Source organism: uncultured Christiangramia sp., from assembly GCF_913046405.1.
In the GTDB taxonomy this organism is placed as follows: domain Bacteria; phylum Bacteroidota; class Bacteroidia; order Flavobacteriales; family Flavobacteriaceae; genus Christiangramia; species Christiangramia marina.
This window is the reverse complement of the sequence record NZ_CAJWRQ010000005.1, coordinates 39,977-54,975: the sequence shown is the minus strand read 5'-3', so window position 1 is coordinate 54,975 and position 14,999 is coordinate 39,977. Positions and strand designations below refer to the sequence as shown.

The window sequence follows — 14,999 nt, the reverse complement described above, 5'->3', positions numbered from 1 at the left end:
GTTATTTTGGCTCTTCCTTTTCGTACTAATTGTGAAATTGTTGGCATAATTTCCTATACACTAATTATTAATAAAATTTAATCCCCCGATTTTTAGGGTTTGCAAAGATATAAATAAAAAAGGATTATTCAAATACGTTACTATCTATTTTTCAAACAGTTTCATCTTCGGAGTACTTAAGTGGAACTATGGATGATTAAGAAATTCAATCAAAGGGATATAAAAGATCCTCAAACACAACTTCGAATTACTGGTTATGTTTAGCAAGTCTTCAATTTATCAACAATTAAAGCAGAATTTAACAAAACCTTCTAAAAAAGCACGTTTTTCGAGAGCAAAAGCTTGGTTTATTAACCATTTATTATCACATTTGGCATCGGCTAATTCAAACAAATTTTAAAATGAAAACAAAGTTTAGTAGTATTTTAACGCTATTACTGGCGTTCGTGGTGCAAATAACTTTTGCACAGGAACGTTCCATTGCGGGTACGGTGACTGACTCAGATGGTCTTCCCCTTCCTGGTGTGAACGTTCTTATTAAAGGTACAGGCACGGGTACCCAAACAGATTTCGACGGAAATTATGAAATCACAGCAACTCAGGGAGATGTTTTGGTTTTCTCTTTCGTTGGATTGAAACAAGCAGAATACACCGTTAGCACAAACGATCAAATCGATGTGGTAATGGAGAACGATTCTGCTCAACTTGATGAAGTTGTAGTAACTGCATTAGGTATTAAGAGAGAAAAGAAACAGTTAGGTTATTCTACTCAAGAAGTAGGTGGTGAAGCTGTTTCTGATGTTCCACAACAAAACTTCGTGAACTCTCTATCAGGTAAAGTTTCTGGTCTTAGTATTAAGTCTTCTGGAACACTTGGTGGATCTACGAACGTTGTAATTCGTGGTAACTCCTCTCTTACCGGGAACAACCAGGCGCTTTTTGTTGTTGATGGTACTCCTATTAGCAATAACACTCCTAACAGTAGCGGACAAGCTGCTGGTCGCGGTGGTTATGATTATGGTAACGCTGCTTCGGATATTAACCCGAATGACATTGCTTCCATCAACGTACTTAAAGGTGCTGCTGCGACTGCTCTTTACGGAGCAAGAGCTGCGAACGGTGTTGTAATTATTGAAACTAAAAAAGGTTCTAAAGGTAAAGGTATTGGTATATCTGTACAGTCTTCTATTACTGTGACGAATCCAGATATGGAAACACTTCCAGAATATCAGGATCAATATGGTGCTGGATACGGTGCTTACTATGATTCTGAAGACGGATACTTCAACTTGTATGATGTAGACGGTGACGGTAACCTGGATGAGACAACTCCTTTTACTGAAGATGCTTCTTTTGGTGCTGCATTTGATCCTAACAGACAAATTTACCAGTGGAACTCTATTTTTCCTGATTTAGACACTTACCAACAAGCTTCTCCATGGGTAGCTGGTAAGAATGATCCTAACAGCGTATGGCAAACTGGTTACACTTCTGTGAACTCTGTCGCTTTAGATGGTGGTTCAGAAACTTCTTCTTTCAGATTGAGTGGAACTCACCTGAATCAACAAGGTAACCTTCCAAACTCCAACATCAAGAGAAACACACTTAAGTTTAGTGGTTCTCATGAATTCACAGATAAGTTTAACGCTCAGGCGAACATTACTTATACTAAGACTGATGGTAAAGGACGTTACGGAACTGGCTACAGTTCTTTGAACATTATGCAACAGTTCAGACAGTGGTTCCAAACTAACGTAGATTTCGAAGAGCAAAGAAGAGCTTACGAGGCTACAGGACAGAACATTACCTGGAACCCGAATTCTCCAGATGATTTATCACCTATTTATTCTGATAACCCATACTGGACATTCTACGAAAACTTTCAAACTGATACTCGTAACAGATATTTTGGAAACGTAAACCTTAACTATGAATTAAATGATGTATTCAGCATTCTAGGTAGATTTACTTTTGATACGTTTGACGAACTACAGGAAGAAAGAATTAATGTAGGATCAGCAGATATTGCTAAATACAGCCGTTATAACAACAGAGCTGCTGAATACAACTATGACCTTATCCTAAACTTCAACAAAGACATTAGTGATGATGTTAACATTGATGGTAACTTAGGTTTCAACTTAAGAAGAAACGAAAGAAATAGCATTTTTGCTTCAACAAACGGAGGATTAAATAAAGCTGGATTCTACGCACTAAGTAATAGTGCTAGCCCACTTAACCCACCTTCAGAGTACGAATCTGTAAGAATGTTAGATGGTGTTTACGCTAGAGCAAGTGTAGGTTTATTCAACACTTACTTCCTTGAAGGTACAATCCGTAGAGACCGTTCTTCCACATTACCTAAAGAAAACAACACTTTCTATTACCCTGCGGTATCTGCAAGTGTTTTGTTATCTAACCTGATTGATGCAGACTGGTTAAGTTTCGCAAAACTTAGAGGTAACTATGCAGAGGTTGGTAATGATACTAATCCTTACAACGTATTTAACACGTATACCATATATTCTGGTTTCAATGGAGCTGGTGTGGCGAGTAACAATTCAACTCTTAGAAACCCTAACTTAAAGCCAGAGCGTCTTAAGTCTTATGAAGTTGGTTTGGAAACAAACTTCTTCGATAGAAGAATTGGTTTAGATGTATCTTACTATAGATCAAGAACTGAAGATCAAATTACTCCAGTTCCTGTATCTCCTTCAACTGGATTCAGTCAGCAATTGCTTAACGCAGGTGTAATTGAAAACAAAGGTATCGAGGTTGCATTAACTTTAAACCCAATTAGAACTGAAGACTTCAATTGGAACATCAACGTGAACTGGGCTAAGAACGAGAACGAAGTACTTGAACTTGCTGATGGGATCGAAAACCTTCAGTTAGCTAGCCTACAAGGTGGTATTTCTATTAATGCTGCTCCAGGTGAACCTTACGGTGCTATTAGAGGAACAGATTTCGTTTATGACGATCAAGGTAACAAAGTGATCACATCTGCTGGTTACTACGCTAAAACTCCTAACTCAAACTATGTTATTGGTGATTTCCAACCAGATTGGATTGGTGGTGTGCAAAACACATTCACTTACAAAAACATAGCTCTAGGATTCTTAATTGATGTACAAAAAGGTGGAAGCGTATTCTCTCTTGACCAATGGTATGGTACTGCTACAGGTATTTATGCAAGTAGTGTAGGTACTAATGAACTTGGTAATCCAATTAGAAATACTATCGAAAACGGTGGTGGTGTTCTTCTAGATGGTGTTCAGGGTGATGTTAGCTTTAATGCTGATGGTACTTACGAAGTAACTAACACTTCTCCAAACGAGACTAGAGCTAGAACAGATTATTACGCGAACCCTTATGGGTATGCACGTGCTCCTAACGCACTTCACGTTTATGACGCTGGATATGTTAAGTTGAGAGAAGCTACGCTTACTTATAACTTTGGTGACAGAATACTTGAAGCTTTACCATTTACTAGAGCTTCTGTATCATTCATTGGTCGTAACCTTTGGATCATCGACAAGAGTATTCCTTACGCAGATCCTGAAGCAGGTTTAAGTGCTGGTAACGTTCAAGGATACCAGTCTGGTGCTTACCCAACTATGAGAGAAATAGGTGCTAGTCTTAAATTTAACTTTTAATTAAAATACTATGAAAAAATATATTGTTGCTCTTTCAGCTGTTGCAATGCTTTGGTCCTGCCAGAGTGATGAACAGTATGAAAATTTAAACAGGGATCCTAAAAATCCCGATGCTGTAGCTTCAGATTTCTTATTTACCGCTGCTACGGTAAGTCTTGGTGACTATACTGCCAGCCCGAACGTGAACCAACCTCTTTACAGGTTCCTTGGGCAGTATTTGACTACAACGACTTATACTGATGAGCCTAACTATGATTTTACAGCTCGTCAAAATCCAGATGCAGTTTGGAGTGAATATTACACAGATGTAATTTATGATCTTCAGGACGCAAAAAGAGTTGTTAATGCAAACGAAGGTTTGACTCAAGCTCAAAAGGACGCTAGAATAGGACAACTTGAGGTGATTGAAGTTTATACTTGGCACTTATTGGTTGATGGATTTGGAGACATTCCTTATACACAGGCATTACAACCTAGTGAATTCTCACTACCTGTATATGACGATGCTGCAACTGTTTACGCAGACCTTATTTCCAGACTTGATGCTGTTGGAAGCATGCTTTCAGCAGGACAAGGATACTCAGGTTCAGATGTTGTTTACTCAGGAGACATGAGCAAATGGATGATGTTTGCTAATTCTCTTAAACTTAGAATGGGAATCAGACTTCAGGATGTAAATCCTTCTTTATCTCAAGCTACTGTTGAGTCTGCTGTGTCAGCCGGTGTTTTCACTTCAAATGATGACAATGCTACGATCGATTACCAATCTAATGCACCAAACACAAACCCACTTTGGGAAGATTTGGTACAGAGTGGTAGATCTGACTTTCTTGCCTCTGAGACAATCGTTGATTACATGAACCAATTTGAAGACCCAAGAAGAATGGTTTATTTCGATGATAATATTGCTGATGGTTACATTGGTGGTGATTATGGTGGAAGTAATAACTATGGTTCCTTTACTCACATTGGAGATGCATTCCTTGATCCAACTAGAGAAGGAATTCTCTTAGACTATGCTGAAGTTAGATTTAATCTGTCTAAAGCTGCTGAACTTGGATATAATGTTCCTGGAGATGCTGAGACTCATTACAATGCTGCAATTACAGCATCTATGGAGTACTGGGGTATTTCTGGTGATGCTACTGAAGAGTACCTGTCACAGCCTGAAGTTGCTTACGATGGTTCTGAAATGCAATTTGCAACTCAGTTCTGGATAGCAATGTATGATAACCCTGCTGAAGGATGGTCTACATGGAGATTATATGACGATCCGGTTTTCAATATCCCAACAGATAATGAGACTTTCGTTCCACTTAGATATACTTATCCAATCGATGAGCAGAACTTAAACAATGCTAACTACATTGATGCTGCTGGTGCAATTGGTGGAGATGATGCTCAAACTCCAGTATTCTGGGACACGACTACACCAGATCAATCAACTTACCCTGGTCCAGCGACTGAGGAAGATGATGAATAAATATTGATTTAATTAAAAATGAAAAGCCACCCAAATGGGTGGCTTTTTTTTATTAATCATTTCTCGAAGAATATAATTGTACTAACTTTGAAGCATGGAAGAAACTACAAGAATATTCGGAATTCGAGCTGTGATTGAAGCTATAGAAAGTGGGAAAAGTATTGAAAAGGTATTTATCCAGAAAGGCTTAGCCGGGAGCTTGTTTCAGGAATTGAACCGTCATCTAAAGGGCGGATCTTTCACCGTGTCTTATGTGCCAATTGAGAAATTAAACAAAGTCAGTAAGGGTAATCACCAGGGAGTCGTAGCTAATATATCGCCTATAATTTTTGTAAGTCTTAATGATCTTGTAGAATCTGTTCAAAATAAAAGTACAATTCCACTTTACCTGCTACTGGACGGGATTACTGATGTTAGGAATTTTGGAGCCATTATTAGAACCGCAGAATGTTGTGGAGTAGATGGCATCATTGTTCAGGAAAAAGGATCTGCTCCTATTAATGCTGATACGGTGAAAACTTCAGCTGGAGCCGTGTTCAAAGTACCAATATGCAAAGTAGATCATATTAAAGATGCATTATTTCATCTACAAACATATGATGTAAAGATCGTTGCAGCTACTGAAAAAACAGATGAAACCGTTTACGATATTGACCTCAAGCAACCTCTGGCCATCGTAATGGGGGATGAAGCTAAAGGAGTATCAAATTCCATCCTTAAGCTAGCAGACTTTAGGGCAAAACTACCTATGCTTGGAGAGATCGCTTCTTTGAATGTATCTGTAGCTTGTGGCGCCGTGCTTTACGAAACAGTTAGACAAAGAAGTTAATTCTTGTCGTCTGACTTTTTTTCGGTATAAATGTAGTTATACTCGGTTTCCTCCTCTTCCATATTCTGAAAAGGCAGATTATCTACAAAATTTCCCTGCTCGTCAAAATGCTGCATAAATAAATCATCAGAATCTTTAAAATCTGGAGATTCCCAATGATATTTAGGAGGTTTTGCGATTTGTTTTTTAAAAACCACAGCCAGCCCCAGTCCGCTCAATAGGCCAGCCAGGTGTCCCTCCCAGGAAATCTTTGGATCTATTGGAGTTACATACCATATCAACCCACCGTAAACAAATACTACTATAAGCGACAAGGCTACAAGGCGATAATTCTTAGAAAAGATTCCTTTAAAGAAAAGGAATGCAGCAAGTAAATAGATAATTCCACTAGCTCCAATGTGATTTGCAGGTCGACCTATAATCCATGTAATCAAACCTGTTGAAACGAGACCAATTAACAACACCTTCCAGCGTAAGGGTCTGTAAAAGTAAAATAAGGCGAGAGATAGTATAAATAAGGGAATTGTATTATTAAAGAGATGTTTTATATCTGAGTGAATGAAGGGTGAGAATATGATCCCCCGAAGCCCAACCGCTTCCCCCGGCCTTACACCGAAGGGCGCTAAATTTAAATTGAACCGAAGCTCTGCCCAGAAAACTATCCAGATCATCAACACGAATAACAAGGGATACCCTATTGTGCCGCTGGTAAAAACAAATGGAGAGGAAGGTTTCAAATTGTATTCAATTTTAATTAATATTACAAAAAAGCGTCCAAATAAATCAGGATGTTAACTTGTCAGACAAAACACCTATGAGTCAACCACTAGCAGAAAGATTGCGTCCTAAAACTCTTGATGATTACCTGAGTCAGCATCACTTAATTGGTAAGAATGGTGCTATGCGACAACAAATTAAACAAGGAATCATTCCATCTATGATCTTATGGGGACCTCCTGGTGTAGGCAAAACCACACTGGCGAATATTATAGCTTCGGAATCTGGCCGACCTTTCTTTACCCTAAGCGCAATTAGTAGTGGCGTAAAAGATGTACGTGAGATCATTGAAAAGGCTAAGAAAAGTGATGGTTTATTTACCACCAAAAGTCCGATTCTATTCATTGATGAGATCCATCGATTCAGTAAATCTCAACAGGATTCTCTACTTGGAGCTGTAGAGAAAGGATGGGTTACCCTTATTGGCGCCACGACTGAAAATCCAAGTTTTGAGGTTATATCTGCCCTTTTGTCCAGATGTCAGGTTTATATTCTAAAACCGTTCTCAAAAGAAGACCTGGTAGATCTTCTGAAGAGAGCAATGGAACAGGACAAGGTAATTTCGGCTAAAAATGTACAGCTAGAAGAGACTGAAGCTTTATTAAGATTAAGCGGTGGAGACGCCAGGAAACTTCTGAATATCTTTGAATTATTAGTCACTTCAGAAGAAGTAAATGTAAAGATCACTAATGAACTTGTGCTGCAGAAGGTTCAGCAAAATACCGTTCTCTATGATAAAACAGGAGAACAGCATTACGATATTATTTCTGCATTTATCAAATCTATTAGAGGGAGTGATCCAAATGCTGCGGTTTACTGGCTGGCAAGAATGATAGAAGGAGGTGAAGACGTGAAGTTTATTGCACGAAGGTTATTGATCCTGGCGAGCGAAGACATTGGGAATGCCAATCCAACCGCCCTGGTGATAGCTAATAATTCATTCCAGGCGGTGAATACAATTGGATATCCGGAAGCCAGAATTATACTAAGCCAGTGCGTGACCTACCTGGCAACTTCACCTAAGAGCAATGCAGCCTACATGGCTATTAATAAAGCTCAAAGTTTGGTTAAAAAAACTGGTGATCTGTCGGTTCCCTTGGCAATCAGGAATGCGCCCACGAAATTAATGAAAGATATAGGTTACGGAAAAGATTATAAATATGCCCATAATCACACAGGTAATTTTGTTGCAGCAGAATTTCTACCAGATGATATCGCTGGCACTACCCTATATGAACCCGGAAATAATCAGCGGGAAAATGCGCAACGTGAATTTCTGCGGAAGCGCTGGCAAAAAAAATATGGTTATTAATCTTTAGTTTTTAAGAATACTGACTCCTGCTTATTAGTTTTACTGTTGAAGTAGCTAATTTCTAATCCTGAATTTTTGCGATAAGATACCGTTCCACTATTCAGGAGTGATCTATATACAAATTCGTTGGGTTTATTGGTCTTCAATAATAACGCTATAGGTTCGGGTGCATTCAGCTGGTATAAGGCATAATTGGAATTGAAAGCTCTCAATTCAAAAACAGCATCACCGTAGATCCATTGACTATTTTCCAGAGAATCTAAATTTCCCTCAACTTCACTCCCTGCTGGCAGATCATTTTTTTTGGTAGCTACTACTTCATGAGCGACATCACTTTCAGATTCTGAAACTACCTCAATTTTTGCTTCAGAAGTTATATTCTTATCCTCTATGACAGAAGAAATCTCATTTGACTTTTCAACCGTTTCTGCATTGCCTGAGCTATAGTTATACTCATATTTCAAATCTGCCAGGTCCTGAAAAGCATCTCGAAAAGATTCCTGGTAGGCAGCTTGAAATTCCTTCTTTTTACTCTTTCCCTCACGAGTTTTATAGACGGTCATTCCTTTACAGTCCTGGAGTACTATCCGCATCTTGGTTACAAACAATCCAGAATCTTCCACTAAAACCGGACTTACGCCCAGACAAGGATTATGTTGGAGATCTTCTGGCCAGGCTTCAGTTTTCATAATAGTTTTAAAACCATTCTTTTCAAATAGGAATTTTGTAAGGGCGTTTAATTGATACTGGTTCGTTTTCCCAAGAATTTCATAGCTTTCAGGGACAATTATATATTTAAAATCCTTTAGATCCTGGGAAAAAATGTTCCCATAAAAAATCATTGCTGCTAATATTATTAATTTTTTCATAAGTCTTTAAATACGTATTGTATGCCTAATTGCAAGGATGCACTATGCGCATTGGCAAGGTTGGTATAACCAATGATATCGTTTGCTGCGATATAAGCATTAAAGTTTTTAAATCTACTGGAAGCCATTACCCCAAACTTTGTCCGCGAAAATTGATCCAAACCATAAGCCACTCTAAATCTAAAATAATCGTTTATTTTCCTGTCCCAGTAAGTGGTGACACCATAGGTAGGACCCTTAGGACGATTTACTCCGGAAACTATCATTCCGAATAAGTTCATATAGCGTGGCTTCTTGCTAATTAAATAGTCACAGGGTAAGATCGACTTGCCTGTCCCAAATTGAATCGAAGCATTATATTTCAATGGACGCCAGGTATTATAAGCTCCGAAGGTCTTGTCATCCTGTAGATTAACATCCAGTTCCTCTTCTAATACATCCCAATATGGAATTGTCTCCTGACCAGGATTTAACTCCGGAAATAATGGTTGCAAACCACTTGTCTCATAAGATCCAAAATAGCGTGAATTTTCGATATCCTTTTGGTGAAACATTACTCCAAAATCCTGTATGGCTGCATTCACAGAAAACTGTTCTGTGACCCTGTAGTGAAAACCAAGGTCTACTCCCACTCCAACATTCTGACCAAAGAAGGACCTGCTAAGAAGTTCAGCAGCTGCCTGGTCAACTGTCATATCCTCTTCATCACGTAGACTTGCATAACCGGAAGTGTTCACTACTATATCAAGGCCATTTACTGCATGTTGGTAAAAATTTACCCCACCTGGTGTTTCTGTAGTCACAAAGGCTCCTTTATTATTAGTACTCTCTACGTTAAAAATTCCAGAATATAGCTTGACTCGACCGCCAACGGTGAGTTTAGAATCCATTTTGTAGTTAAAGCCGGCGTGATAAACTGTAAGCACCTCTCCTGTAAAGCTAACATCATCGAATCTAAAGGGTTGGCCTATGTAGTCTGCATTTCCTTCAAAAGCAAGTTTTGCAGGATCACTGGGGAAGTACGCAAAGATATCGGCTTCCTGATATGCCCCTGCAGAAAAATAACCTCTATTACCCATCTTCCACCCAAAAGAAACGATCTCTATCTGCTCATTGATAGAAAAAAAATCTGTTGAAGTAAGATTCCTGATAGCGCTTTGAATTCTTGCATTGATATTACGCCCGTCATCTTCAAAAATGTCTTTGGCAGTAACACCTGTCGAACCTACAGAAAAATGAATTTGCGAAAACAAGGGAATTCCAAAATGTCTTGTAAAATCGATCCTGGCACCTGGATTCTGAAGTAATGCCTGTGGCAGATCATCTACATTATAAAGCAATGGTTTATTTTGCCCGGAGACAGAGCTGCAATAGAAGAATATAAGCAGTACTATTGCAATTCTCATATTAAAAAGTTAGTCTAAATAATCCTCTAGATGAAAATTTCAAATTTCCTTCGAGACTTTTAGAAGGCTCTAAAAGCTCTAATTCTACTGCTAGTTCTATAGATTTCTTAACCTGATTTATATTTGATTCCTGTACGATATGAAGCGTATCAATTACAGAGATCATTGTATCACTACCAGCCGGGATGATATAGTTCACATCAAATTCCTTCCTGTTTCGGTCATTCAAAAAATTCAGCTCACTTCTTATAGCATAAGGAAAACTATTTTCATGTCGAAACCTGAATTCAGCATAGGTTAGACCATCCTGCATATAACTGTCATCAAGATATTCAAGCCTAACTGTATCTCTAATGATAGCCGTAAACTCTCCGGTGTCAGAATCCAGAAAGTCATCTTTGTTGAGATCATAATAAATGATATCGACATCAATATCTGGCGTTATTTGAATATCCTCTGTCTGGCTAAGGTCTACATCTTTAAAACAGGAGGTGAAGAGCGCCAGTAAGAACAGGCCTGCAATTGTTTTGGAAATGTGGATTTGTCTAGACACGGGAAAGCTTTCTTAGTCTACGAAAATACCTAATCTTTGTTATTATAGATAATCCCTTAGTTGTTTTAACTTTTGGATCCGTGGATATTCAGTATTGAAATTATCTTCACTGGGATCCAGATAGATAACCTTCATGCCATATTGATGACCCCCACAAATATCTGCTTCGAAATTATCACCAATCATTACCGAAGTTTCAGGTTTACCGGTTCCCTTACCAATAGCTTTTTCAAAGATCAGCGAATGCGGCTTCTTTACTCCTGCTTCTTCTGAAGTTGTCACTGTCCTGAAGTATTCCAGAATGCCAGATTTCTCCATTTTTAAATGCTGAACCTCCTCAAAACCATTGGTGATAATGTGTAAATTATACGAGGCCGACAGATATCTGAGAATATCCACTGCGCCATCCAGTAAATAATTATTATTAGGAAGGTAATTAATGTAATCCTCAGACATTTTTGAGATTAAAGTATCGCTCACCTCAAACTTTAAAGCTTCAAAACTATCTCTCAATCTACCGTACCTAAGATCCTCTTTGCTAAGCAGATTGTTTCGATAAGATTTCCAGTACTGATGGTTTATAGGCATATAGATCTTTAGAAATTCCTGAAGTTCTATCTCCAGCTTCTGATCTTCAAAAATTTCCTGAAATGCGAGTGATGAATTTTTATCAAAATCCCACAGCGTATGATCGAGATCAAAATAAACGTCCCGGATATTAGTCAATTTCATGAATTTGGTTTAATACTGAATAATAAGAATTGGAATCTGAATACTGCGAAAAATCGTGATTAGAAAACACAGATCTTAAAGTCCCTTGAACTTCCTTTGTTTCCAGTATGATCCTGCGAAGATCTTCATTTAATTTATTGCGGGTCATTTTAGCTACTACATTCGAATTGAACGCATACGGGTGAACCTTTAGAGGCGTGGTCACTTCCATATTAATGTCATAAAAAAGGTAAGAAGTGCTCGTACCCGCTCTAAAGCCAAGTTTATCCGGGTAACCCATGGAGTAATCGTTATTGATCTCTAGCTCAATCAGGTTATTGTATTGATCAGGGAGCCTGAGATTGTACTGATGATTCATCGCATGTTCGACAGAACTATGCACTATATCCTCTAATCTCAATTTCTCTTTTCGCAGAATTCTGATATCTTCCATTGCATAATAACCCAACAGTAATCCAACTTTCGAATAATCTGCTACCGATTTGATCACTGCTCTGTGGGGAATCCTATTGTGGCTTATATTTCGATCATGTCTCGAAAAATCGCTTAATTGAAACATGAACAAAGTTTCGATCTTATCTTCTCTAATGATGCTAATAAGATCTTCAAAAGTATCATTGGGATCTGATTTTATTCGGATCCATACCTGCAATCTATCTATTACCTTCCCTATGTTAAACTGCACAAGGTCTGACAGCAAACCAACAAAACTTCTTAGAAAACCCTTGTTCTTAAAAATGAATGTGTTTTCTGAAGTAATAATAGTACTGTTATGGTAAGCTCTTTTTTTGTGTTCTAACTGAGGGAATCGCTCCATCAGGATTTCCTGAAACTTATAAGCCCAGATATCTACAATTGGTTTATGTAGGAAGTTTTCCTGAAATCCAATGCTTTCAGATGCCGGGAATCTTCCAAATGCGTCTTTAACGTGTGGCAGGTATTCTTCATATCTGCTAAGCAGATAGAAAGAAGCGGCAAATATATCAAAGGGTAGATCGCTGGATTCCGCCAGGGCAAAAAATCCAATCGTGTCATCCCATGGCTGCACCTTAATTTCTATTTCTGAAAAACCCTGCTCCAGAAGCAGGTCTACATTCTGAATAAAAAATTCGTTCCCCAATGCTTGTTTTCCGTAGCTTAACTTTGGTCCATCATGAGCGATAAACTCTTCGATCTTGGAGGTAAAGTTTATGGGAATCCCCAGAATTTGTGTACATAAATGCTTGAATATGTAAACAATTCGCGGTGTAACTTTCTGGGTATAAATTAGAAGCATTTAATGAAGTCTTATAGAATTCCGTCGTCGGCAAAGCTAAAATATGACTTTTCAGTAACAATGATATGATCAAGAATTTTAATATCAAGGCTTTCCGCAGCAGTTTTAAGCTTTTGGGTCAATTGCTTATCTGCTTCACTAGGACGTAAATTTCCACTTGGATGGTTATGAGTCAAGATAAGGGAAACCGCACCTATTTCTAAAGCCTTTTTCAAGCTTATCCGAACATCTACCAGAGTCCCGGTAATTCCTCCTTTGCTTATCTGAAATTTCTCCAGAATCTTATTACTGTTATTAAGATACAAGATCCAGAATTCTTCATGAGGTAATTCCCCTATTATTGGCTGCATTATCTCAAAAACTGAAGAACTAGAAGATATTTTACTTAATTCCAGAGTTTCCTCCAGCCGTCTTCTTCTTCCTAATTCCAGCGCGGCGGTGATCACTACTGCCTTTGCGCTTCCAATTCCTTTAAATTGACAGAGTTGCCCAATGCTTAATTTTCCCAATTGGTTGAGATTGTTTTCAGACTGCGCAAGAATTCTTTTCGACAGCTCAACAGCCGACTCGTTCTTACTACCAGAACCAATGAGAATTGCCAGTAATTCTGAATCGCTTAAGGCCAGACGTCCCTTTGATAAAAGTTTCTCCCTTGGACGATCATCTTCAGCCCATGTTTTAATACTTTTTAATGAATTTTCGCTCATACTCTAAAATATATCAATATGAGCTAATAGTAGCATTAGATAAGTTCTTTTAATGATTCCAAATCCAAGCCACCATAATTACCGCTGCTCATCATTAGCAATACAGCGTTATCAAAACCTAAATTTTTCAGATCAGCCTCAAAATTTTCAGGGCTTGTATATACTTTCAATCCTTGCTTTTGAAAAGCTTGTTCAATCTGATCTTCAGAAACATCATCTAGTTTTTTTATCGCGACCGCATCAGGAGAATAGAAAACAAGTGCTTCATCAGCCTTTTCTAAAGTATTTCTATATTCCTTCAAAAAATCTGCATTTAAGCTTGAATAAGTATGTAACTCCAGGCAGGCAATCAATTTCCTTTTTGGATACTGTTCTTTAACTGCGGCAGTAGTAGCAGCAACCTTGGATGGACTATGTGCGAAATCTTTAAAGATAACTCCATTGGAAGTTTCAGCAACTTTTTCCAGTCTTTTCGAAGCACCTTTAAAAGTGGCGATCGCTTCATAAAAATCATCCTCATCAATACCCATATGCTGGCAGATCCATTTTGATCCTGCAAGATTATTCATATTATGCTTACCAAATATCTCCAGCGGCAATTCACCTTCCGGGGCATCCAGTATCGTAGTATTATCTTCTGTATGATAATCTGGAGTATGATATGGATGTTTTCTAATTGGGTTTTCCGTAGTCTCTGCAAGTTTCTTTACCGTTTGATCCTCCTCGTTATAAACCAGTATTCCGCCGTTAACGATAGAATTGATGAAGATTTTAAATTGCTCTACATAATTTTCATACGTTGGGAATACATTTATATGATCCCATGCTATCCCACTCAGCAAGGCGATATTTGGTTGATAAAGATGAAATTTTGGACGTCTATCGATTGCAGAACTTAGGTATTCATCTCCTTCAATAACAATAAAATCATTCTCCTGGGTCAAATGAACAGGATTGTCCAGACCTTCTAGAGTTGCACCCACCATATAGTCAATATCCCTATCATGATAATTCATCACATGCAGGATCATTGAGGTGATACTAGTTTTACCATGTGAGCCACCTATAACTACCCGGGTCTTATTCTTTGATTGTTCGAATATAAATTCGGGATAACTGTATATCCTAATACCCAGCTCCTTCGCCTTCGCTAACTCTGGATTATCTTCCCGTGCGTGCATTCCTAAGATAACAGCATCGAGATTTGAAGTTATTTTCGAAGCATCCCATCCCATTTTCTGCGGAAGTATATTTTCTTTGTTAAGACGAGATCTGGAAGGTTCAAAGATAGCGTCATCACTGCCAGTAATATGGTACCCTTTTCGCTGAAGTGCGATTGCAAGACTATGCATTGCACTACCACCGATGGCTATAAAATGTATATTCATGGAAAAGATTT

General features: G+C 38.3%; 12 protein-coding genes. 4 read left to right on the top strand and 8 right to left on the bottom strand.

Annotation, left to right across the window (positions count from 1 at the left end; all coding sequences use genetic code 11):
• Positions 1 to 401: 401 nt before the first annotated feature.
• The 3 genes from QZ620_RS01360 to rlmB all read left to right on the top strand — a co-directional run bounded on the left by QZ620_RS01360 (position 402) and on the right by rlmB (position 5,968).
• A complete protein-coding gene (locus QZ620_RS01360; RefSeq protein WP_295178275.1) occupies positions 402 to 3,656 on the top strand; it encodes a SusC/RagA family TonB-linked outer membrane protein in 3,255 nt (1,084 codons plus the stop codon).
• A 10-nt stretch (positions 3,657 to 3,666) separates the two neighbouring features.
• A complete protein-coding gene (locus QZ620_RS01355; RefSeq protein ID WP_295178273.1) occupies positions 3,667 to 5,139 on the top strand; it encodes a SusD/RagB family nutrient-binding outer membrane lipoprotein in 1,473 nt (490 codons plus the stop codon).
• A 94-nt stretch (positions 5,140 to 5,233) separates the two neighbouring features.
• Positions 5,234 to 5,968: a 23S rRNA (guanosine(2251)-2'-O)-methyltransferase RlmB gene (gene rlmB, locus QZ620_RS01350; protein WP_295178271.1), complete on the top strand. Its 735-nt coding sequence runs from the start codon at positions 5,234 to 5,236 to the stop codon at positions 5,966 to 5,968.
• On the opposite strand, the gene QZ620_RS01345 is transcribed toward rlmB, so the two are convergent.
• A complete protein-coding gene (locus tag QZ620_RS01345) occupies positions 5,965 to 6,705 on the bottom strand; it encodes a rhomboid family intramembrane serine protease (RefSeq protein WP_295178269.1) in 741 nt (246 codons plus the stop codon). The two genes, rlmB and QZ620_RS01345, sit on opposite strands and share 4 nt — an antisense overlap.
• Before the next feature lie 77 nt (positions 6,706 to 6,782).
• Here QZ620_RS01345 and QZ620_RS01340 point away from each other — a divergent pair, with 77 nt between their 5' ends.
• A complete protein-coding gene (locus QZ620_RS01340) occupies positions 6,783 to 8,057 on the top strand; it encodes a replication-associated recombination protein A (RefSeq protein ID WP_295178267.1) in 1,275 nt (424 codons plus the stop codon).
• Here the strand turns inward: QZ620_RS01340 and QZ620_RS01335 are convergent.
• From QZ620_RS01335 to QZ620_RS01305, 7 genes are read right to left on the bottom strand one after another with little or no spacing between them, the layout of a single operon-like run.
• Entirely contained in the window at positions 8,054 to 8,926 is an 873-nt protein-coding gene (locus QZ620_RS01335; protein ID WP_295178265.1) for a hypothetical protein, read from the bottom strand. The genes QZ620_RS01340 and QZ620_RS01335 overlap by 4 nt on opposite strands.
• Positions 8,923 to 10,332, bottom strand: a complete 1,410-nt coding sequence (locus tag QZ620_RS01330; protein ID WP_295178263.1) for a DUF5723 family protein — start codon at positions 10,330 to 10,332, stop codon at positions 8,923 to 8,925. The genes QZ620_RS01335 and QZ620_RS01330 overlap by 4 nt, the downstream gene beginning before the upstream one ends.
• 1 nt (position 10,333) lies before the next feature.
• Entirely contained in the window at positions 10,334 to 10,885 is a 552-nt protein-coding gene (locus tag QZ620_RS01325; RefSeq protein ID WP_295178261.1) for a hypothetical protein, read from the bottom strand.
• A 42-nt stretch (positions 10,886 to 10,927) separates the two neighbouring features.
• Entirely contained in the window at positions 10,928 to 11,617 is a 690-nt protein-coding gene (locus QZ620_RS01320) for a YjjG family noncanonical pyrimidine nucleotidase (RefSeq protein WP_295178259.1), read from the bottom strand.
• Positions 11,604 to 12,893, bottom strand: a complete 1,290-nt coding sequence (locus QZ620_RS01315) for a polysaccharide deacetylase family protein (RefSeq protein WP_295178257.1) — start codon at positions 12,891 to 12,893, stop codon at positions 11,604 to 11,606. The genes QZ620_RS01320 and QZ620_RS01315 overlap by 14 nt, the downstream gene beginning before the upstream one ends.
• Positions 12,894 to 12,904: 11 nt before the next feature.
• Positions 12,905 to 13,600 (bottom strand): DNA repair protein RadC, encoded by a 696-nt coding sequence (radC, locus tag QZ620_RS01310; protein ID WP_295178255.1) that lies wholly within the window; start codon positions 13,598 to 13,600, stop codon positions 12,905 to 12,907.
• Between the two features lie 35 nt (positions 13,601 to 13,635).
• Positions 13,636 to 14,988, bottom strand: coding sequence for a Mur ligase family protein (locus QZ620_RS01305; RefSeq protein WP_295178253.1), 1,353 nt, complete (start codon positions 14,986 to 14,988; stop codon positions 13,636 to 13,638).
• Positions 14,989 to 14,999: the final 11 nt, after the last annotated feature.